General features: G+C 64.7%; 18 protein-coding genes. 11 read left to right on the forward strand and 7 right to left on the reverse strand.

What is annotated here, in order from left to right; translation table 11 throughout:
• Positions 1-31: 31 nt before the first annotated feature.
• Positions 32-724, reverse strand: a complete 693-nt coding sequence (locus AC0L28_RS26890; protein ID WP_473481257.1) for a hypothetical protein — start codon at positions 722-724, stop codon at positions 32-34.
• A gap of 87 nt (positions 725-811) precedes the next feature.
• On the opposite strand from AC0L28_RS26890, the gene AC0L28_RS26895 reads away from it, so the two are divergent.
• Positions 812-1510 carry a type 1 glutamine amidotransferase gene (locus tag AC0L28_RS26895; RefSeq protein ID WP_473481280.1) on the forward strand — a complete coding sequence of 233 codons (699 nt, stop codon included), beginning with the start codon at positions 812-814 and terminating at the stop codon, positions 1508-1510.
• A 273-nt stretch (positions 1511-1783) separates the two neighbouring features.
• The gene (locus tag AC0L28_RS26900; RefSeq protein WP_091595274.1) at positions 1784-1924 is read left to right on the forward strand and encodes a hypothetical protein; all 141 of its coding nucleotides are present in this window, start codon (positions 1784-1786) and stop codon (positions 1922-1924) included.
• Here the strand turns inward: AC0L28_RS26900 and AC0L28_RS26905 are convergent.
• From AC0L28_RS26905 to AC0L28_RS26915, 3 genes are read right to left on the reverse strand one after another with little or no spacing between them, the layout of a single operon-like run.
• The gene (locus AC0L28_RS26905) at positions 1921-2703 is read right to left on the reverse strand and encodes a metallophosphoesterase (RefSeq protein WP_473481282.1); all 783 of its coding nucleotides are present in this window, start codon (positions 2701-2703) and stop codon (positions 1921-1923) included. The two genes, AC0L28_RS26900 and AC0L28_RS26905, sit on opposite strands and share 4 nt — an antisense overlap.
• 35 nt (positions 2704-2738) lie before the next feature.
• A complete protein-coding gene (locus AC0L28_RS26910) occupies positions 2739-3875 on the reverse strand; it encodes an alpha-hydroxy acid oxidase (protein WP_473481259.1) in 1137 nt (378 codons plus the stop codon).
• A gap of 49 nt (positions 3876-3924) precedes the next feature.
• Positions 3925-4728, reverse strand: a complete 804-nt coding sequence (locus AC0L28_RS26915) for a FadR/GntR family transcriptional regulator (RefSeq protein WP_128247900.1) — start codon at positions 4726-4728, stop codon at positions 3925-3927.
• A gap of 198 nt (positions 4729-4926) precedes the next feature.
• Here AC0L28_RS26915 and AC0L28_RS26920 point away from each other — a divergent pair, with 198 nt between their 5' ends.
• From AC0L28_RS26920 to glcF, 4 genes are all read left to right on the forward strand, one after another.
• The gene (locus AC0L28_RS26920; protein ID WP_128247901.1) at positions 4927-6249 is read left to right on the forward strand and encodes a DUF3422 family protein; all 1323 of its coding nucleotides are present in this window, start codon (positions 4927-4929) and stop codon (positions 6247-6249) included.
• 290 nt (positions 6250-6539) lie between these two features.
• Positions 6540-8036 (forward strand): FAD-linked oxidase C-terminal domain-containing protein, encoded by a 1497-nt coding sequence (locus AC0L28_RS26925; RefSeq protein WP_091597500.1) that lies wholly within the window; start codon positions 6540-6542, stop codon positions 8034-8036.
• Between the two features lie 112 nt (positions 8037-8148).
• A complete protein-coding gene (locus AC0L28_RS26930; RefSeq protein ID WP_473481261.1) occupies positions 8149-9354 on the forward strand; it encodes an FAD-binding protein in 1206 nt (401 codons plus the stop codon).
• A 10-nt stretch (positions 9355-9364) separates the two neighbouring features.
• Positions 9365-10696: a glycolate oxidase subunit GlcF gene (glcF, locus tag AC0L28_RS26935; RefSeq protein WP_473481263.1), complete on the forward strand. Its 1332-nt coding sequence runs from the start codon at positions 9365-9367 to the stop codon at positions 10694-10696.
• 18 nt (positions 10697-10714) lie between these two features.
• On the opposite strand, the gene AC0L28_RS26940 is transcribed toward glcF, so the two are convergent.
• Both AC0L28_RS26940 and AC0L28_RS26945 read right to left on the reverse strand, forming a co-directional pair.
• Positions 10715-11635, reverse strand: coding sequence for a bifunctional 5,10-methylenetetrahydrofolate dehydrogenase/5,10-methenyltetrahydrofolate cyclohydrolase (locus AC0L28_RS26940; RefSeq protein ID WP_128166173.1), 921 nt, complete (start codon positions 11633-11635; stop codon positions 10715-10717).
• 265 nt (positions 11636-11900) lie between these two features.
• Complete coding sequence (locus AC0L28_RS26945; protein WP_023800352.1) at positions 11901-12647, reverse strand: L,D-transpeptidase; 747 nt, start codon at positions 12645-12647, stop codon at positions 11901-11903.
• A gap of 213 nt (positions 12648-12860) precedes the next feature.
• Here AC0L28_RS26945 and AC0L28_RS26950 point away from each other — a divergent pair, with 213 nt between their 5' ends.
• Positions 12861-13496 carry a DNA-3-methyladenine glycosylase I gene (locus tag AC0L28_RS26950; RefSeq protein ID WP_128166177.1) on the forward strand — a complete coding sequence of 212 codons (636 nt, stop codon included), beginning with the start codon at positions 12861-12863 and terminating at the stop codon, positions 13494-13496.
• A 55-nt stretch (positions 13497-13551) separates the two neighbouring features.
• Here AC0L28_RS26950 and AC0L28_RS26955 read toward each other — a convergent pair whose 3' ends face one another.
• Positions 13552-13806 carry a hypothetical protein gene (locus AC0L28_RS26955; protein WP_473481265.1) on the reverse strand — a complete coding sequence of 85 codons (255 nt, stop codon included), beginning with the start codon at positions 13804-13806 and terminating at the stop codon, positions 13552-13554.
• Between the two features lie 203 nt (positions 13807-14009).
• On the opposite strand from AC0L28_RS26955, the gene hisS reads away from it, so the two are divergent.
• The 4 genes from hisS to AC0L28_RS26975 form a co-directional block, all read left to right on the forward strand.
• A complete protein-coding gene (gene hisS / locus AC0L28_RS26960) occupies positions 14010-15542 on the forward strand; it encodes a histidine--tRNA ligase (RefSeq protein ID WP_473481267.1) in 1533 nt (510 codons plus the stop codon).
• 178 nt (positions 15543-15720) lie between these two features.
• Complete coding sequence (locus AC0L28_RS26965; RefSeq protein ID WP_023800356.1) at positions 15721-16842, forward strand: ATP phosphoribosyltransferase regulatory subunit; 1122 nt, start codon at positions 15721-15723, stop codon at positions 16840-16842.
• Positions 16839-17540 (forward strand): ATP phosphoribosyltransferase, encoded by a 702-nt coding sequence (gene hisG / locus AC0L28_RS26970; protein ID WP_023800357.1) that lies wholly within the window; start codon positions 16839-16841, stop codon positions 17538-17540. The genes AC0L28_RS26965 and hisG overlap by 4 nt, the downstream gene beginning before the upstream one ends.
• Positions 17541-17738: 198 nt before the next feature.
• Positions 17739-18616, forward strand: an 878-nt coding sequence (locus tag AC0L28_RS26975) for an AMP-binding protein (protein ID WP_473481270.1), incomplete at its 3' end; no start/stop codon positions are given.

The following is an 18616-nucleotide window of genomic DNA, read 5'->3' on the forward strand; positions in this document are numbered from 1 at the left end:
CGCCGAGGAATGGGCGAGCCGGCTCTTGGCGTCAAGTCTCGGCCGACAGATGCCACACTGGCACATAGCTTTGCCTCAGCACGGCAACGGTGGTCGCCGGCGTGAGCAGGCGGATTGGACGGTCGGCAAAACCGCCGAACCCCACGGGATCGCCGTCCACCGGATCGCCCCCCACACGATCACCATAGCCTGCGAACGACCAGCGCAGCGCCTTGCCGCCGCGCATCGCATAGGCATTGCCGCCGTCCGCAACCATGGCGCCGTCCGGCAACCCGGCAAGCTCTTCTACGGATACGACCGGTGCCTGCCCACCCGACGCCAGCCGCTCCCTATGCAGCCGCTTGTCGACCTGCGGTGCGCGCGGCGCGGCAATGCCGAAGGCCATGCCGAAGCGCCGGACGAAGTCCCTGGCCCGCTCGCGCCGGCAGAAGAAGCAGGGCCGATGCCCGGCCGAGAGTGCGGTCACCTCGTCCAGGAAAAACAATTCGGTCCAGCCGGCCTTGCCCACCGATTGGTCGTCGCTTTGCCTGTTGCGGCCCATCGGCTCGCGCCGCACATCGCGGAATCCGCATACGCAGATGATCCAGGCCTGCAGCGCCCAGCGCTTTTTCAGCAGCGTCTTCGTTTCGGGGTCATGGATGATGCCGCGATTGCCCATGAACAGGCCGCGCTCCGGCACGGCGTGGATGACGCCGAACGGGTCGACCCGATTCTGCAGTGGCATAGCTTTCTCCCCGAATACGTATCTTGGCCGGAATGACGGCGGCATGATATCGCTCGTCGCATCGTTTTCATGTCAGCAGGTTTTTCGATGCGGGTGCTGGTGGTCCAGAATTTCGACAGCGAGGGCCTTGGCCAGATCGGCGCAGCGCTTGTCGAGGCAGGCGCCGATATCGATCTGCGCCGGCCCTATGGTGGCGAGATGCTGCCGCAGGACAGCGCTGCGCACGACGCCATGGTCGTGCTCGGCGGCGCCCAGAATGCGCTGGACGACGAGATCTGCCCGTATTTTCCTGAACTTCTCGACCTGACGCGCGATTTCGCCGGCAAGGATCGCGCCGTGCTCGGTATCTGCCTTGGCAGCCAACTGGTGGCGCGCGCCTTCGGTGGCGAGAACCGGATCGGCGGCGCCTCGGAATTCGGCTGGCACAAGGTCTCGCTCACGCCGGCGGCGACGGCCGATCCGGTGCTCGCAGCGCTGCCCGAAAATTTCCCGATCTTCGAATGGCACGACGACACCTTTGTCTTGCCCGAAAATGCCGTGCGGCTCGCCGGCAACGAAGTCGCCGAGAACCAGGCGTTTCGCATCGGCCGTGCCGTCTATGGCTTTCAGTTCCATTTCGAGGCGGACCGGCCGATGGTCCGCGACTGGAGCGCATCCTTCGCATCGCTCATTGCCGAACGGCACCCGGACTGGAGCGATCGGCTCGATGACGAAATGGCCCGCCACGGAGCGGATGCCGATGCCGCCGGGCTGGCCATCGCCCGCGCCTGGGTGGCGACGATCTGATCAGTCAGTATCGACGTTGCATATTTGGCACGCCGGCAAAAATCCGCTGTGGACAGCATGTTTCGTGCTTGGCTTGTGGCCGCCCGCCACCCTAGAAGGCACCCGCTCTGCATCTTCGGTGCAACGCGATGAACCTTTTGGGTCACTCGCGCGACACATCGCCGATACAGAACATGCCTAAAAGCGCGAAATCGTCGAAACTTTAAGACGCTTTTTCCGTTTCAACCCATTCGTAACCCACCCCGTGCACAGATGCAGGAAGCTCAACAAGAGATGACGTCCGTGAAAGCAGCGCTTCTGTCCTTTGTCATGTTGTCGGCCATAGTGTTGTGCGGCTTCGGCACCTATGCCGGCGACGCAGCCAACAACCACAACGCCGTCGACGGCTACGGCGTCACCGCCGCGCTTCGCTAAGCGCTTTTACCCCTCTCGCCTGACACCACCAGGATACGCTTGTCGGCTCCGTCGACGACGAGCGCGCTGAGGTTTCCCGTCTGGTAGGCGAGCGTGTCGATATTGACGCGGTTGACCATCACCTCGGCCTCCGACACCGGCGTGTGGCCATGCACCACGATTTTTGGATGCAGGCCGGAATGAGTGTGGAAGACATCGCGAATCCAGATCAGGTCCTGCGCACTCTGACATTCCAGCGCAATGCCCGGCCGGATGCCGGCATGGCAGAAGAAGAAGTCGCCGAAGGTCAGTGAAAACGGCAGCGACTGCAGGAACTCGACATGGCTTTTCGGCACGGCCTCGACAAGTGCTGCATGGCCTTGCCGCAATGCCGCCTCGGACCTGCCGAACCACGCGCCGCCACCTTCATTGAGCGCTACGCCATAGGATTGCGCGGTCTGGATGCCGCCATAGCGCATGAAAAGCCCGTCCGCATCGGGAGTGTCGAGGAAGTCTAGGAAGCCGATGTCGTGGTTGCCGGCGAGCATCAGGTGGCGCGGGTCGCGTTTTCGCACTTCGATCAGGAAATCGATGACGCCCTTTGAGTCCGGGCCGCGGTCGACATAGTCGCCGAGATGGACGACACGCCAGTCGGCCGGCCGCGCCTGGCTGATCTCGGCCGCAATCCGGCGGTACATGGCGGCGAGCAGGTCGAGCCGGCCATGCACGTCGCCGACCGCATAGATGCGCATGCCTTCCGGTCCGCGCGCGTCGAGAAAGTGGATGCCGGGGGCAGTCAATGCTTCCATCTCCGTGATCATGCCGCCACGGGAGTCTAACGCCGAAGCTGATCCTTGCCCATGTCGGTCACCAGACGCTTTCCGCACAGTGCCAGCGTGATGTCCATCTCCTTGCGGATGATTTCCAAGGCTTTGGTGACTCCATCCTTGCCGAGCGCGCCGAGCCCGTAGAGGAAAGGCCGGCCGATATAGGTGCCCTTGGCGCCGAGACACAGCGCCTTCAGCACGTCCTGGCCAGAGCGGATGCCGCCATCCATATGCACTTCGATCGTGTCGCCGACCGCGTCGGCGATTTCTTCCAGCACCGAAATCGACGACGGCGCGCCGTCGAGCTGGCGTCCGCCATGATTGGAGACGATGATCGCGTCCGCGCCGGTCTTGGCCGCCATCAGCGCGTCCTCCTTGTCGAGGATGCCCTTCAGGATCAGCTTGCCGCCCCAGCGCTCCTTGATCCAGGCGACGTCCTTCCACGACAGATGCGGATCGAATTGCTCCGTCGTCCACGACGACAGCGAGTTGAGGTCGCCGACGCCCTTGGCGTGGCCGACGATGTTGCGGAAGGTCCGGCGCTTGGTGCCGGCCATGCCAAGGCACCAGCTCGGCCTGGTCGCCACCTGCCAGACATGCTTCGGCGTGAAGCGCGGCGGCGCCGACAGTCCGTTGCGGATGTCCTTGTGGCGCTGGCCGAGGATCTGCAGGTCGAGCGTCAGCACCAGCGCCGAGCACTTCGCCGCCTTCGCCCTGTCGATGAGACTGAGGACGAAATCCTTGTCGCGCAGCACATAGAGCTGGAACCAGAACGGCTTCCTGGTCACCGATGCGACATCCTCGATCGAGCAGATGCTCATCGTCGACAGCGTGAACGGCACGCCGAATTCCTCCGCCGCCTGCGCCGCCAGCATCTCGCCGTCGGGGTGCTGCATGCCGGTCATGCCGGTCGGCGCCAGCGCCACCGGCATCGCCACCTTCTCGCCGATCATGGTCGATTCCAGCGAGCGGTTGCTCATGTCGACCAGCACGCGCTGGCGGAACTTGATCTTTTGGAAATCCTCCTCATTGGCCCGGTAGGTGCTTTCGGTCCATCCACCGGAATCGGCATAGTCGAAGAACATCTTCGGCACGCGGCGGCGCGCCAGGTCCTTGAGATCGGCGATGGTGAGGATCATGCTCATGGGCTTCCCGCTGATGGTTCGCTAATTCGTCGTAATTCTTGGCCGGCTCTCACGAGCGTTTTCTTGCCGGCTCGCTGTCGCCGGCTTCTGAGCGCTGCATCAGCCTCAGCCGCGACACGCGTTGCCAGTCGCCGCTGCGCTCGGCCTCGGCCATGGTGCGTTCGACATGGGTGATGTGGTCCATCGCCGCCTGCCGTGCGGCCGCCGGATCGCCGGCCTTGACCGCTGCGTAGATCGCCCGGTGCTGCGAAAGCAGCGCCTCGCGCGCGCCCGGCACGTTGAACACCAGGAGCCGGTTCTGGAACACGCCCTCCGACAGCAGCCGGTAGCACGAGCGCAGCGTGTGCAACAGGATGATGTTGTGCGCGCATTCGCAGATCGCGTGGTGGAACTCGACGTCGATTTCCGCCTCGTCGTCGAAATTGCCGGTCCGGTGCGCCTCGTCCATGCGCGCCATGATGCGGTCGAGCAGCGCCAGATCGTCTGGTGTGGCGCGCCGCGCCGCATACTCGGCCGCCACCGCCTCGATCTCGCGGCGGTATTCCAGATAGTCGGTCGCCGCCTTGCGGTGCATGGAGATCAAGTCCGTCACCGGCTTGGTGAACAGCTGGCCGATGACGTCGGCGACATGGGTGCCGCCGCCGGGCCGGGTCGTCAAAAGCCCGCGCCCCTCCAGCGCCTTCAGCGCATCGCGCAGGATCGGCCGCGACACCTCGAACCGGCGCGCCAGCTCGCGCTCGCCCGGCAGCCTGTCGCCGGTGCGCAGAACGCCTTCTAGGATTAGGCTTTCGATCTGCTGCACCACCTCGTCGGCGGTGCGGGAATGCTCGATCCTGGAGAAAATGTCGCTCAACGGGGATGGCCTGGGGATTGAACCGGTGTCGCGCAGGATAAAGCCAGTGTCGGCAACTGGTCAAATTATTTATCCAGTTTGCCCGCTTGGCCGGGGCCGACGTCGTCCCGGCATATCGCTTTCGGCTAATTTGTTGTTTGCGTGCCCCGGCAATTGGCTCTAGAGGGACGCGAGTGCACCAGGCCCGGGGGACCAGCCGTGGCAGATGACCCGTCCAATCTCGAATTCCAGCCGCGCGTCGAGGGCAGCGTCATGGGCTTTCCCGCGCATGAGGGACGGCCTGGCGCGCTCGGCGAGGTTCACGCCCGTCCGCATCCGCTGGTCGAGAAGCCGCGCGTTCTGGTGCAGCTTTCGTTCATGACCGAAGCCGGCTCCGGCGTCGACCAGGCAGTGCTTTCCGAACTGTCGCGGCGCCTCGGCATCGCCGCGCCTGACCCTCATGCCCGCCACCACGCGATGAAGTGGGGCAAGGGCTCGCTGCGCTGGGAACGGCATACGGAATTCTCCACCTATCTATGGGAAGGACCGCTCTCCGAGAGCGGCCAGCGCCAGGAAGGTTCGCCTTTCGGCAACGGCTTTTCGCCGCCGGGAACGGTGATTTCCGGCATCAGGCTCGAAATCCGCAAATGGACGCAGGCGAGCGAAAGGCTGATCGCCGGCTTCGACCCGACCAGCCTGTGCTATTCGCTGGTCGAGCGCGGCAACGCCGCCATCGTCACCGATTTCCGCCAGGACGGTGACGGCATGACCCGCATGCTGGTGCTCGACCGCGGCCTGACGCCGGCACGCACCGGCGCGCTGGCGCAGCGGCTGATCGATATCGAGACCTACCGCACGCTGGCCATGCTTGGCCTGCCGCTGGCGCTGATGCTGTCCGGTCGCGCCCGCCGCATCGAAGACAGGCTGGCGCAGACCACATTGGAAATGAAGGTCGCCAAAACCCGCGACAACCAGACGCTGCTTGCCGACCTGACCGAGCTTGCCGCCGAACTGGAGGCCGATGCAGCCTCCAGCCTCTATCGCTTCGGCGCCAGCCGCGCCTATGACGGCATCGTCCGCGAACGGCTGGAGGCGCTGGAGGAAGAGGCGGTGCCCGGCTACGACACCTGGGGCGGCTTCCTGCAGCGCCGCGTCGCCCCCGCCATGCGCACGTGCCGTTCGGTCGAGGAGCGTCAGGCCAATCTGTCGACCAAACTCACCCGTGCCACCACGCTGCTGCGCACCTGGGTCGACGTCGAGGTCGAGAAGCAGAACCGCGACCTGCTGGCGTCGATGAACAACCGCGCCCGCCTGCAATTGCGGCTGCAGCAGACGGTGGAGGGTCTCTCGGTCGCCGCCGTCTCCTACTACGTCGTCGGGCTCATCGGCTATCTCGCCAAGGGCGCCTCGATCTTCGGCCATGCCGTCGCGCCCGAGGTCGTCACCGCCGCCTCGGTGCCGCTCGCCATCCTGCTGGTCTGGTGGGGCGTGCGCCGAGTGCGCCGCCTGCACTCCGAACCCGCCAAGCCGGCAGGCGAGTAGGCAGGCAATCTCCCACCTTGAGGGGGAGATGTCGCCGAAGGCGACAGAGGGGTCGTCTCGCATGGAGCGCCAACCCCGTTTCGCGGCCGGACACGACGTCGGCGATTTACGTGAGACGCCCCCCTCTGGCCGCCATCTCCCCCTCGAGGGGGGAGAAAGTCAGCGCTTCCCTCTCGCCGACCCGCGCAAGATCGTCCCGGTATCGGCTTCCGATTTCGGCCAAAGCAGGATTTGCAACAAGCGCCTGCCGCTGGTAAAAGATTTTTACCAGTCGATCGAAGGAACTGTCGATGTCCGGCCTGCTGATGCCGAAGCCAGACGACGCCACGATGCGCCGGCGCGACGAGATCGTCGCCGATATGCGCATCATCGTGCCCGGCGAGGGCGTTGTCGACGCGGCCAATTCGATGCGCGCCTTCGAGAGCGACGGCCTCACCGCCTATCGGCAGTTGCCGCTGGTCGTGGTGCTGCCAGAAACGGTGGCGCAGGTCTCGCGCGTGCTGAAATATTGCAACGACCGCAACATCCGCGTCGTGCCGCGCGGTTCCGGCACCTCGCTGTCCGGCGGCGCGCTGCCGCTGGAAGACGCCGTGCTGTTGGTGATGAGCAGGTTCAACCGCATTCTCGAGATCGATTTTCCCAACCGCATCGTCGTCGCCCAGCCGGGCGTCACCAATCTCGGCATCACCACCGCCGTCGAGCAGGAGGGCTTTTATTACGCCCCCGATCCATCCTCCCAGATCGCCTGCTCGATTGGCGGCAATGTCGCGGAGAATTCCGGCGGCGTGCATTGCCTCAAATACGGCCTCACCGCCAACAATGTGCTCGGGATCGAGATGGTGCTGATGAACGGCGAGGTGGTGCGGCTCGGTGGCAAGCATCTCGACGCGGAAGGCTACGACCTGCTCGGGGTGATGACCGGTTCCGAAGGGCTGCTCGGCGTCGTCACCGAGGTCACCGTGCGCATCCTGAAGAAGCCGGAGACGGCGCGCGCGCTGCTGATCGGCTTCCCGACCAGCGAGCAGGGCGGCCAATGCGTCGCCGACATCATCGGCGCCGGCATCATCCCGGGCGGCATGGAGATGATGGACCGCCCGGCGATCCATGCTGCCGAGGATTTCGTCCATGCCGGCTATCCCCTGGATGTCGAGGCGCTGCTGATCGTCGAACTCGACGGGCCGGGCGTCGAGGTCGATCATCTGATCGGCCTGGTTGAGGCAATCGCCTATAGGAACGGCTCGACCACATGCCGCATCTCGCAATCGGAGCAGGAGCGGCTGAGTTTCTGGGCCGGCCGCAAGGCGGCCTTTCCGGCGGTCGGCCGCATCTCGCCGGACTATTACTGCATGGACGGCACCATCCCGCGCAAGGAACTGCCGCGCGTCCTGCACGGCATGCGGGAACTCTCCGAAAAATACGGGCTCGGCGTCGCCAATGTATTCCACGCCGGCGACGGCAATCTGCATCCGCTGATCCTCTATGACGCCAACGTGCCGGGCGAGCTCGACAAGGCGGAAAGTTTCGGCGCCGACATCCTGCGGCTTTGCGTCAAGGTCGGCGGCGTGCTGACCGGCGAGCACGGCGTCGGCGTCGAGAAGCGCGACCTGATGCCGGAAATGTTCAACCAGATCGACCTCGACCAGCAGATGCGGGTCAAATGCGCATTCGACCCCAACCATCTGCTCAACCCGGGCAAGGTGTTTCCGCAGCTTCGCCGCTGCGCTGAACTCGGACGCATGCACGTGCATCGCGGCCAGACGGCGTTTCCGGATATTCCGAGGTTTTGATGGTAGCGTCGCGAAATGGCGGTTCCTCGCCCCCGCAAAGCGGGGCAGAGGCGGCTCGGGCAAAGCCCGATACGGAGAGGGGGTCTGCGGCCGATGTGTGCCCAGGACAGCCATGACCACCTTCACCGCCGCCACCACCGCCGAAACTCTCGCCACTGTCGCCTGGGCGGCGGCGGAAGAAACGCCGCTCGAAATCCTCGGCCATGGCTCCAAGCGCGGCATCGGCTGTCCGCTGCAGACCGAGCACACGCTCGACCTGTCGAAACTGTCAGGCGTGACGCTCTACGAGCCGGCTGAACTGGTGCTGTCAGCAAAGGCCGGCACGCCGCTCGCCGAGATCGAAAAATTACTTGCCGAAAACGGCCAGCAACTCGCTTTCGAACCACTGGATTATGGCCCGCTGCTCGGCGGCGAAAAGGGGAAAGGCACGATCGGCGGCGTACTGGCCGCGAACCTTTGCGGTCCGCGCCGGCTGAAGGCGGGGGCGGCGCGCGACCATATCCTTGGCATTGCAGCGGTTTCGGGGCGTGGCGAGGCGTTCAAATCGGGCGGCCGCGTGGTCAAGAACGTCACCGGCTATGACCTGTCCAAGCTCATGGCCAACAGCTGGGGCACGCTTGCCGTTCTTACCGACGTCACCTTCAAGGTGCTGCCCGCTGCCGAGACCGAAGTCACGCTGGCTGTGCGCGGCCTGCTCGACGATCATGCCGCGGCCGCTATGGCGCTGGCGCTCGGTTCCAGCGCCGAAGTGTCGAGTGCTGCCCATCTTCCCGAACGCGTTGCCGCACGGGTCGCCGGCGGCGGTCTCGGCAGCACCGCCGCGACATTGCTGCGCGTCGAGGGGTTCGGCCCATCGGTCGCCTACCGCATCGCAGCGCTGAAAGATCTGCTCGGAAATGCCGGCCCGCTCGAGGAAATCTCGGGCGAGACTTCGCATTCGGTCTGGCGCGATATCCGCGATTGTGCGCCGTTTGCCGACGGCCTGGAAAAGCCGGTGTGGCGCGTGTCGATGGCGCCGGCGCAAGGCCACCAGATGGTGCTGGCGCTGCGCATGCAGGCGGCCGTCGATGCCTTTTATGACTGGCAGGGCGGACTGATCTGGCTGCGCATGGAGCATGGCGATCCCGAAGCCGATCTTCTGCGAGCAGTAGTGAGACAGTATGGCGGCGGCCATGCGACGCTGGTGCGCGCCGCCCCTTCGCATCGCGCCGCTGTGCCGGTGTTCGAGCCGCAGGCGCCGCACCTGGCAGCATTGTCGGCGCGGCTCAAAGCCGAATTCGATCCGAAGGCGATCCTCAACCCCGGCCGCATGGCTTAGGAGGTACGAGATGCAGACCAATTTCTCAGCTGCCCAGCTTGCCGATCCGCATGTCGCGGAATCGGAAAAGATCCTGCGCAAATGCGTGCATTGCGGGTTCTGCACGGCCACCTGCCCGACCTATGTGACGCTTGGCAACGAACTGGATTCGCCGCGCGGGCGGATCTACCTGATCAAAGACATGCTGGAGAACGGCCGACCGGCCGACAAGCAGATCGTCACCCATATCGACCGTTGCCTGTCCTGCCTCGCCTGCATGACAACCTGCCCGTCGGGCGTCAACTACATGCATCTGGTCGACCACGCCCGCGTCCATATCGAGGAAACCTACAAGCGGCCGCTGCCCGATCGGCTGACGCGCGCCATGCTGGCCTTGGTCCTGCCTTATCCCTCGCGGTTTCGCGCTGCGCTCAAGCTGGTAAAGCTCGGCCAGCCATTCGCCGGATTGCTAGAAAAGCTCCCGGCGCTGAAGCCGCTGGGTGCGATGCTCAAGCTCGCCCCGGCGTCGGTTGCTGCGGCCTCGCCAATGGCTTCACCGGGCATTCATGCCGGGCAGGGCACGAGCAAAAATGGCCGCGTCGCCATCCTTACCGGCTGCGCGCAGTCCGTGCTCGATCCCGCCATCAACGACACGACGATCGCGCTGCTGACGCGGCTCGGCGTCGAGGTCGTGGTTCCCGAGGGCGAGGGCTGCTGCGGCGCGCTGGTGCATCACATGGGCCGCGAGGCGGCAGCCCTTGCCTCGGCCAGGCGCAATGTCGACGCCTGGACGCGCGCCATCGCCCAAGGCGGGCTGGATGCCATCGTCATCACTGCGTCGGGCTGCGGCACCACCATCAAGGATTATGGTTTTATGCTGCGCCTCGATCCCTCCTATGCCGACAAGGCGGCGCGGGTGTCGGCGCTGGCCAGGGACATCACCGAATATCTGGCAAGCATCGATCTGCCCGAGCCGGTGCGCAAGCCCGGCACCATCGTCGCCTATCACTCCGCCTGCTCGATGCAGCACGGCCAGAAAATCACCCGCCAGCCGAAGGAGCTTCTGGCCAAAGCCGGCTTCGTCGTGCGCGAGCCGCGCGAGGGGCATTTGTGCTGTGGCTCGGCCGGCACTTACAACATTTTGCAATCGGAGATTTCGGCTCAACTGCGTGACCGCAAGGTGAGAAATATCGAGGCGACCGGTGCTGAAATCGTCGCCACCGGCAACATCGGCTGCATCACCCAGATTGCGTCCGCCGCGAAACTGCCGGTGGTGCACACGATAAAGCTGCTCGACTGGGCCTATGGCGGGCCGCAGCCGGAGGGCGTTCCGGACAGCAGGGCAGCCGTTGCGGCGGAGTGATCCACCGGCGCTGCCGGCTTATTCCGCTGCGAGCTTGTCCACCACGCCATAGGTCGCATGGTAGCGCGCGCGCTGCCGGCTGAGCGCCACCATCGTGTTGCGCAAAAGAATCGCCACGGTGATCGGGCCGACGCCGCCCGGCACCGGCGTGATCCAGGACGCCACATGCTTGACGCTCTCGGCGTCGACGTCACCGACGATGCGGCTCTCCCCGTCCGGTCCGATCTCGGAATTGATGCCGATGTCGATGACGGCCGCACCGGGCTTGACCATGTCGGCCTTGATCAGCCGCGGCTTGCCGACGGCGACGAACAGAGCATCGGCACGCCGCGCATGCGCGGCCACCGAGCGCGTCATGTGGTGGCACACCGTCACCGTCGCGCCCTCGCTCATCAGCAGGAAGGCGATCGGCTTGCCGACGATCTCGGAGTGACCGACGATGACGACCTCGAGCCCCTTGAGATCGAGACCGGTTTCCCTGAGCAGTTCGACCGAAGCGGCGGCCGTGCAGGGTGCGAGGTCGAGCTGGTTGTAGACGATGTTGCCGATCGAGGCCGGATGCATGCCCTCGACGTCCTTGAGCGGATGCACCGCCGCTTGCAGCGTCTTGATCGGGATATGCACCGGCACCGGCCGCTGGATGATGATGCCGGTGACGCGCGGATCGGCGTTCAGGCCATGGATCGCCGCTTCGAGTTCGCCGGCGGTGATGTCGGCGGCAAACCGCCTTTCCTCGAAGCCGATACCGGCCAGTGCCGCCTTGGCGCGCTGGTTGCGCACATAGACATCGACTGCAGCCGTGTCGCCGACGGTGATCGATATCAGTTTGGCCGGAAAGCCTTCGGCGGTGGCGATCGCTGCATCCTCGCGCACCGAGGCGATGATGCGTTGGGCGACCGGACCGCCCCGGAGATAGCGGCTGTCATCGGACAGGGACATTGTGCTAGGCCTTTGTCTGGAAGCGTTGCAGCCGACATAGCAAAATACCGAGGAGAATGGCAGCGAGAATGCGAACCGCCATGCCGCGGGCGCGACGTACCACCCGACCCTGCCAAACTATCCTATGGCGTCCCGGAAACAGAAAGGGCAGCGCGGATTGCCGCACTGCCCTTTCGTGACCGACCGTATCCCCACACGGCCCGTCCCCCGTATTCTGATGATCCCGAGACTTCTTGACAGACTCGGCAACAAAATCAACCGCAGATTACATCACCACAACCGTCGTGCCAACATCGACCCGCTCATAGAGATCGACGACGTCCTCGTTGCGCATGCGAATGCAGCCCGACGACACCGCGCCGCCGATCGTCCATGGCTGGTTGGTGCCATGGATGCGGTAGAGCGTCGAGCCGAGATAAAGCGCGCGCGCGCCGAGCGGGTTCTCGACGCCACCGGCGACATAGGTCGGCAGATAACGGCCGTTGGCGGCCTCGCGCGAGATCATCTGCGCCGGCGGTCGCCATTCGGGCCAGACCTTCTTCTGCGAGATCTTGTGCTTGCCGGCCCATTCGAAGCCCGGCTTGCCGGTGCCGACGCCATAGCGCCGCGCCTTGCCGTTGTTCTCGACCAGATAGAGGAAATTCTCCCGCGTATCGATGACGATCGTGCCCGGCTTCTCCGGGCCGTCATAGGCGACTTCCTGCGGCAGATAGATCGGGTTGATCTGCGGGCGCGCGATAATGCGCTTCTTTGACGGCGCCTGCACCGCCGCCGTGTGCAGCTGAGCCGGTTGCGCCTGCCGCTGAGAACGGCGCTGCGGCTTTTGCATCTCTTGCCGGTTCTGGCGGACGATGCCTGGCGCGCGGCCAAGCTGCAGCACCCAGGGCGCCGAAAGGTCGGGGCTCACCATCACCGGCGGCCTGTCGGCATAGCGGTCGTTGGCGCTGGAGGATGTAGCGGCAGTGGCCAGCACAGCTGCGGCGCCGAGCAGCGGGAACAAAAATGTCTTCATCGGAACGCACCCTGATCGTCGAACATGCCGGGGCGCACAAGCGTCCCCGATGTCGCGAACATTGGGCGCGGAGCAGCAACCGAAACGTGAATCGGAATGCGTAAAATGCTGCATTGTCAGTAAAGCTTTCGGTGTGGTTACCGGCCGGTTCAGGAATCTGGTAAAGCCGCGGTAAAGGCAGCGCTGAGGCGCATTAAGCAATGGAATTCCGCCATGGATGAGAAGACAGGCCTGCTCGCCGGACCCGATGGTATCGCGCGCTGCTTCTGGCACGGCAATCTGCCGGATTATCTGCACTACCACGATCACGAATGGGGCCGGCCGGTCGCCGACGACCGCAGGCTGTTCGAAAAGATCTGCCTCGAAGGCTTTCAGTCGGGCCTGTCCTGGCTGACCATATTGCGCAAGCGCGAGAATTTTCGCGAGGCGTTCGCCGGCTTCGATATCGACAGGATCGCCGCCTTCACCGAACAGGATGTCGAGCGCCTGCTCGGCAATGCCGGCATCATTCGTCACCGCGGCAAGATCGTCTCGACCATCAACAACGCCAGGCGCGCGCGTGAATTGGCCGACGAGGCCGGCTCGCTGGCGGCCTGGTTCTGGAAATTCGAACCCGGCCCGGACGAACGGCCCGAAATCGTCGATCTCGCCCATCTGCGCGCCAATCCGACCACGGTAGTCTCGGTGCGGATTTCGAAGGAGCTGAAGAAACGCGGCTGGAGCTTTGTCGGCCCGACGACCGTCTACGCCTTCATGCAGGCCATGGGGCTGGTCAACGACCATCTCGAAGGCTGTGTCTGCCGCGAGCAGGTCGAGGTGGAGCGCAACGCGTTCAAAAGGCCGAAGTAGCTCCCTTCTTTTTCCTTCTCCCACACGGGGAGAAGGCAAGGGGGAGCTTAAAAACTCAAGCGCCGCCGGCGCCCGCCAGAAAGAGCCCGGCAACGATAGCCGCTATCGTGGCAAAAGCCGGATAGATCACGAGCAGGCTGGTCAGCAGCGCATCGCCCATGGTCGGCCCCGTACGCTTATCTGCGGCAACCTCGAACGGTCCCGCCATTTGGGCTGCAGGTCCCGGTGCATGATGATCGGCCGGGCGCAACTGGGCGGGCAGTTCGCAGGTGCGGCTGTCGATGATGTCGAATTTCCGCGCCAAGGTCATGGCCCGACCCCCTTGTTTCGGCGCGCTTTATCGGCTGCGATTGTGTCGGCACGATGCCGCGCTTATGGCGGAATTGTTTCAGCTTCTTGGCTTCTCCCGCACGGGGAGAAGGCAGGGAGCAAACCCTTGCCGCGCCAAGCCCCATCGGTTAGGACACGCCCACTCGAAACAAGTCAGCTTTACCTAGCGAAAAGACCCATGCCATGGCCGACAAATCGGAAAAGATGAAAGCGCGGCTGCCGCGCGGGCTTGTCGATCGCGGCGCCGAGGATATCCGTGCCGTCGAGAAGATGATGGCGACGATCCGCTCGGTCTATGAGCTGTACGGCTTCGAGCCGGTCGACCAGCCGCTGATCGAATACACCGATGCGCTGGGCAAATTCCTGCCCGATCAGGATCGGCCGAACGAGGGTGTGTTCTCCTTCCAGGACGACGACGACCAGTGGCTGTCGCTGCGCTACGATTTGACCGCGCCGATGGCCCGTTTTGTCGCTGAAAACTTTGAGCGCCTGCCGAAACCCTATCGCAGCTACCGCTCCGGCTGGGTGTTCCGCAACGAAAAGCCCGGCCCTGGCCGCTTCCGCCAGTTCATGCAGTTCGACGCCGACACGGTCGGCACGCCAGGTGTCGCGGCCGACGCCGAAATGGCGATGATGATGGCCGACGTGATGGAAGCGCTCGGCATCAAGCGCGGCGACTACATCATTAGGGTCAACAATCGCAAGGTGCTCGACGGCGTGCTGGAGGCGATCGGCCTTGGCGGCGACGAGAATGCTGGGCGCCGGTTGCAGGTGCTGCGCGCGATCGACAAGCTGGACAAGTTTGGACCGGAAGGCGTCAAGCTTTTGCTGGGCAAAGGTCGCTGGGACGGCGGTAAAGAGGGCGAGGGGGATTTTACAAAGGGGGCTGGGCTAGACGAAGTTCAAGCAGCGTTCATTGTCGCCGTCGTTCTTCACAACCAACACGTCGAGGCTGGGCTCAAAAACGATGTAGGAAAATGGAACAGAGTACTTGAGGCCAACCCCACGGCCGAAGCGGGATTTGCTGAACTCAAAGAGATTGAAGCGCTTGTCCTGGCTGCCGGCTATGGTCCGGACCGCATTCGCATAGACCCCTCCGTCGTCCGCGGCCTCGAATATTACACCGGCCCGGTCTACGAAGCCGAACTGCTGGCCGAAATTCCCAACGAGGAGGGAAAAATCGTCCGCTTCGGCTCGGTCGGCGGTGGCGGGCGCTATGATGGCCTCGTCTCGCGCTTTCGCGGCGAGCCGGTGCCGGCGACCGGCTTTTCCATCGGCGTCTCCAGGCTGATGACGGCGCTGAAGAACCTCGGCAAGCTCGATACATCGGGCGTGATCGCGCCGGTCGTCGTGCTCACCATGGACAAGAACACGGACAGTCTCGGCCGCTACCAGAAAATGGTGGCCGAGCTGCGCGCCGCCGGCATCCGTTCCGAAATGTATCTCGGCGGTGCCGGCATGAAGGCGCAGCTCAAATATGCCGACCGCCGCGGCAGCCCGGTCGCCATCATCCAGGGCGGCGACGAGCGGGCGAAAGGCGAGGTGCAGATCAAGGACCTGATCGAGGGCGCCCGGATGTCGGCGGAGATTGTGGACAACGCCGAATGGCGCTCCGCGCGTCCGGCGCAGGTGACGGTGGCGGAAAGCGATCTGGTTGGCGAGGTAAGAAAGATACTGGCGGCACAGGCGGCCGACCGTGCGAAGGGCGGCGCGTGAACACCCCCCTCTGGCCTGCCGGCCATCTCCCCCTCAAGGGGGGAGATTGGCAGCCGTACCGCCGGCACTTACCTTTCAACCTTGAAAATAGGGCGAAGGCTGCGACGAGACTAATCTCCCCCCTTGAGGGGGAGATGGCCGGCAGGCCAGAGGGGGGTGCCTCGCACCCAACCGATCAATGACCTCCCGCTACCCCGCCATCGCATCAGACATCACAAAACTCTTCGCCGCGCGCAACACGCATGCGGTCGAGGTGGCGGTGCTGCAGCCGGCCGACCCGTTCCTCGATATGGCCGGCGAGGATTTGCGCCGGCGTATTTTCCTCACCGAAAGCGAGACCGGACAGACGCTTTGCCTGCGGCCGGAGTTCACCATCCCGGTCTGCCTCGACCACATTGCCAGTCAAGCCGGCACGCCGCGCCGCTATTCCTATCTCGGCGAGGTGTTTCGCCAGCGCCGCGAGGGCGGAAACGAGTTTTTCCAGGCCGGCATCGAGGATCTCGGCGACGGCGACATCGCACAGGCCGATGCCCGATCGCTGGCCGATGCGCATGCGCTGCTTTCGCTGGTGCTGCCGGGCCAGGAACCAACGATCACGCTCGGCGACCAGACTGTTTTCGAGGCGGTGCTCGCCGCACTCGGCCTGCCGCGCGGCTGGCGCATGCGGCTGGCCCGCGCCTTCGGTTCGGCGGCGATGCTGGAGGCAGCGCTGGCCGACCTCGCCAATCCGCCGCGCAACGGCCAGCTTGCCGGCGCGGTCGCAGCCCTTGTCCTCGACGGCAATCTGGAAGCGCTTTCCTCGCACATCGCCGGCGGCATGGAACAGGCGGGTCTGTCGGCGTCGGCCGGACGGTCGCCGACCGAGATTGCGCGGCGCTTGATCGAAAAGGCCGAGCTGCGCAGCGTCAGGCTGTCGAACGAGGCATTTTCGGCGCTTAAGGATTTTCTGGCGATCGATGTGACGCTCGACGGCGCGGCAAAAGCGCTAGAAACCTTCGCAGCCGGCGCCGGCGTTTCGCTGGGCGCGGCGCTGGAGAATTTTTCAGCTCGCGCCAAGGCGATCGAAGCGCTTGGCCTGTCCACGGCAAAAATCCGCTACGACGCCGCCTTTGGCCGTCCGCTCGATTACTACACGGGCCTGGTCTTCGAGATCGCGGCGGAAAACGGTGACCGGCCGCTGGCCGGCGGCGGCCGCTATGACCGGCTGCTGACGTTGCTCGGCGCGAAAACGCCGATCCCCGGCGTCGGCTTTTCCGTCTGGCTCGACCGCATCGAAGCGTTGCGGGAGAAGGCGCAATGATCACGCTGGCGATTCCATCGAAGGGCCGGCTCAAGCAGCAGGCGCTGGAGGTGCTGGCCAAGGCCGGGCTTGCCGTCAGCCTGCCCGGCGACGAGCGCAAGTATCGCGCCCGCATCGAAGGCGTGGAAGCGGTCGAGGTGGCGTTCCTGTCGGCCTCGGAAATCGCAGGCGAAATCGGCCAGGGCTCGGTCGACCTCGGCATCACCGGCGAGGATCTGTTGCGCGAAAGCCTCGCCGATTGGGCGGCGCGCGCTGAGATCGTCGCCCGCCTCGGTTTCGGCAATGCCGATGTCGTGGTGGCGGTGCCCGACATCTGGCTCGACGTCGATACGATGGCCGACCTCGACGATGTCGCCGCCGATTTCCGCCAGCGCCACGGCAGGCGGCTCAGGATAGCCACAAAATACTGGCGGCTGACGCAGCAGTTTTTTTCGCAAAAGCACGGCATCCAGGTCTATCGCATCGTCGAGAGCCTCGGCGCCACCGAAGGCGCGCCGGCGGCGGGTTTGGCCGATGTCGTCGTCGACATCACCACGTCAGGCTCGACGCTGCGCGCCAATCACCTGAAGATTTTGGCGGACGGCGTCATTCTGCGCTCGCAGGCCTGCCTGGTTGCATCGCGGAAGCCGCGTGCGGCGGCCGACGAGGCTGTCATGCGCGGCATCGCGGCGAAGATGGGTGCCTTCCCTCCCCCTTGAGGGGAGGGTGGACAGCCGCCGAAGGCGGATGGACGGGTGGGGTCGTTGCGGCAGTGCTCGACGCGAGACGACCCCACCCGCCTCGCTTCGCGAGGCACTCTGCCCTCAAGGGGGAGGCATTGCGCTCCAGTACCCTCAACGGGATTTCCACCACCCCGGCAGGCTGATAGACTCGGGTCGCCTGCGGAGGAGACGGCGATGCCGATCAATCTCGACGAGTTGAAGAATGCCACCAGCCTGCGCGGCCGTCGCCCGGGCAATGGGGCCACGTTTGTCGCGCCGGTCGACGGCAGGGCGCATGTGTCGGGCGAGCGCACCGTGCCGCTGCTGCAGCAAACGATCCCGGCGCTGCTTTCGGACACAGTCAGCAAATACGGCACGCTCGATGCCGCCGTCTTCGTCGACCAGGACAAGCGCTTCACCTGGAGCGAACTTTCAGACACGGTGGACGCGCTGGCCGCAGGCTTCCTGGCTCTCGGCCTGGCAAAAGGCGACCGCGTCGGCATCTGGTCGCCGAACCGCTGGGAGTGGCTGGTGACGCAATTCGCCACCGCCCGCATCGGCCTGATCCTGGTCAACATCAACCCGGCTTATCGGCTGGCCGAACTCGACTATGCGCTGAACAAGGTCGCTTGCCGAGCGCTGGTCACGGCCGTCAAATTCAAGAGCTCCGACTATCTCGGCATGATCGAGACGCTGGCGCCGGAGATCGCGACGGCGACACCGGGCGAGCTCGATGCGAAAAAATTGCCGGCGCTAAAAATCGTCATCCGCATGGGCGAGGAGCATTCGCCCGGCATGCTCAATTTCACCGACGTGCTGGCGATGGGCGGGCGCGACGAGCATGATAGCCTCGACCGGATCTCCGAGGGGCTGAAACCCGGCGATGCCATCAACATCCAGTTCACCTCAGGCACGACAGGCGCGCCCAAGGGCGCGACGCTGACCCACAACAACATCGTCAACAACGGCAATTTCGTCACCTTGGCGATCAGGCTCACCGTCGAGGACCGGCTGTGCATCCCGGTGCCGCTCTATCACTGCTTCGGCATGTCGATGGGCACGATCGGCTGCGT

Source organism: Mesorhizobium sp. WSM4847 (assembly GCF_055811335.1).

What these genes read in the sequence shown, in the direction of transcription:
- hisG (WP_023800357.1), top strand. Translation starts at nt 16,839, where the DNA reads ATGATCACGCTGGCGATTCCATCGAAGGGCCGGCTCAAGCAGCAGGCG.
- AC0L28_RS26965 (WP_023800356.1), top strand. Translation starts at nt 15,721, where the DNA reads ATGACCTCCCGCTACCCCGCCATCGCATCAGACATCACAAAACTCTTC.
- AC0L28_RS26925 (WP_091597500.1), top strand. Translation starts at nt 6,540, where the DNA reads ATGTCCGGCCTGCTGATGCCGAAGCCAGACGACGCCACGATGCGCCGG.
- AC0L28_RS26930 (WP_473481261.1), top strand. Translation starts at nt 8,149, where the DNA reads ATGACCACCTTCACCGCCGCCACCACCGCCGAAACTCTCGCCACTGTC.
- AC0L28_RS26955 (WP_473481265.1), bottom strand. Translation starts at nt 13,806, where the DNA reads ATGACCTTGGCGCGGAAATTCGACATCATCGACAGCCGCACCTGCGAA.
- AC0L28_RS26940 (WP_128166173.1), bottom strand. Translation starts at nt 11,635, where the DNA reads ATGTCCCTGTCCGATGACAGCCGCTATCTCCGGGGCGGTCCGGTCGCC.
- AC0L28_RS26945 (WP_023800352.1), bottom strand. Translation starts at nt 12,647, where the DNA reads ATGAAGACATTTTTGTTCCCGCTGCTCGGCGCCGCAGCTGTGCTGGCC.
- AC0L28_RS26890 (WP_473481257.1), bottom strand. Translation starts at nt 724, where the DNA reads ATGCCACTGCAGAATCGGGTCGACCCGTTCGGCGTCATCCACGCCGTG.
- glcF (WP_473481263.1), top strand. Translation starts at nt 9,365, where the DNA reads ATGCAGACCAATTTCTCAGCTGCCCAGCTTGCCGATCCGCATGTCGCG.
- AC0L28_RS26950 (WP_128166177.1), top strand. Translation starts at nt 12,861, where the DNA reads ATGGATGAGAAGACAGGCCTGCTCGCCGGACCCGATGGTATCGCGCGC.
- AC0L28_RS26900 (WP_091595274.1), top strand. Translation starts at nt 1,784, where the DNA reads ATGACGTCCGTGAAAGCAGCGCTTCTGTCCTTTGTCATGTTGTCGGCC.
- hisS (WP_473481267.1), top strand. Translation starts at nt 14,010, where the DNA reads ATGGCCGACAAATCGGAAAAGATGAAAGCGCGGCTGCCGCGCGGGCTT.
- AC0L28_RS26910 (WP_473481259.1), bottom strand. Translation starts at nt 3,875, where the DNA reads ATGAGCATGATCCTCACCATCGCCGATCTCAAGGACCTGGCGCGCCGC.
- AC0L28_RS26895 (WP_473481280.1), top strand. Translation starts at nt 812, where the DNA reads ATGCGGGTGCTGGTGGTCCAGAATTTCGACAGCGAGGGCCTTGGCCAG.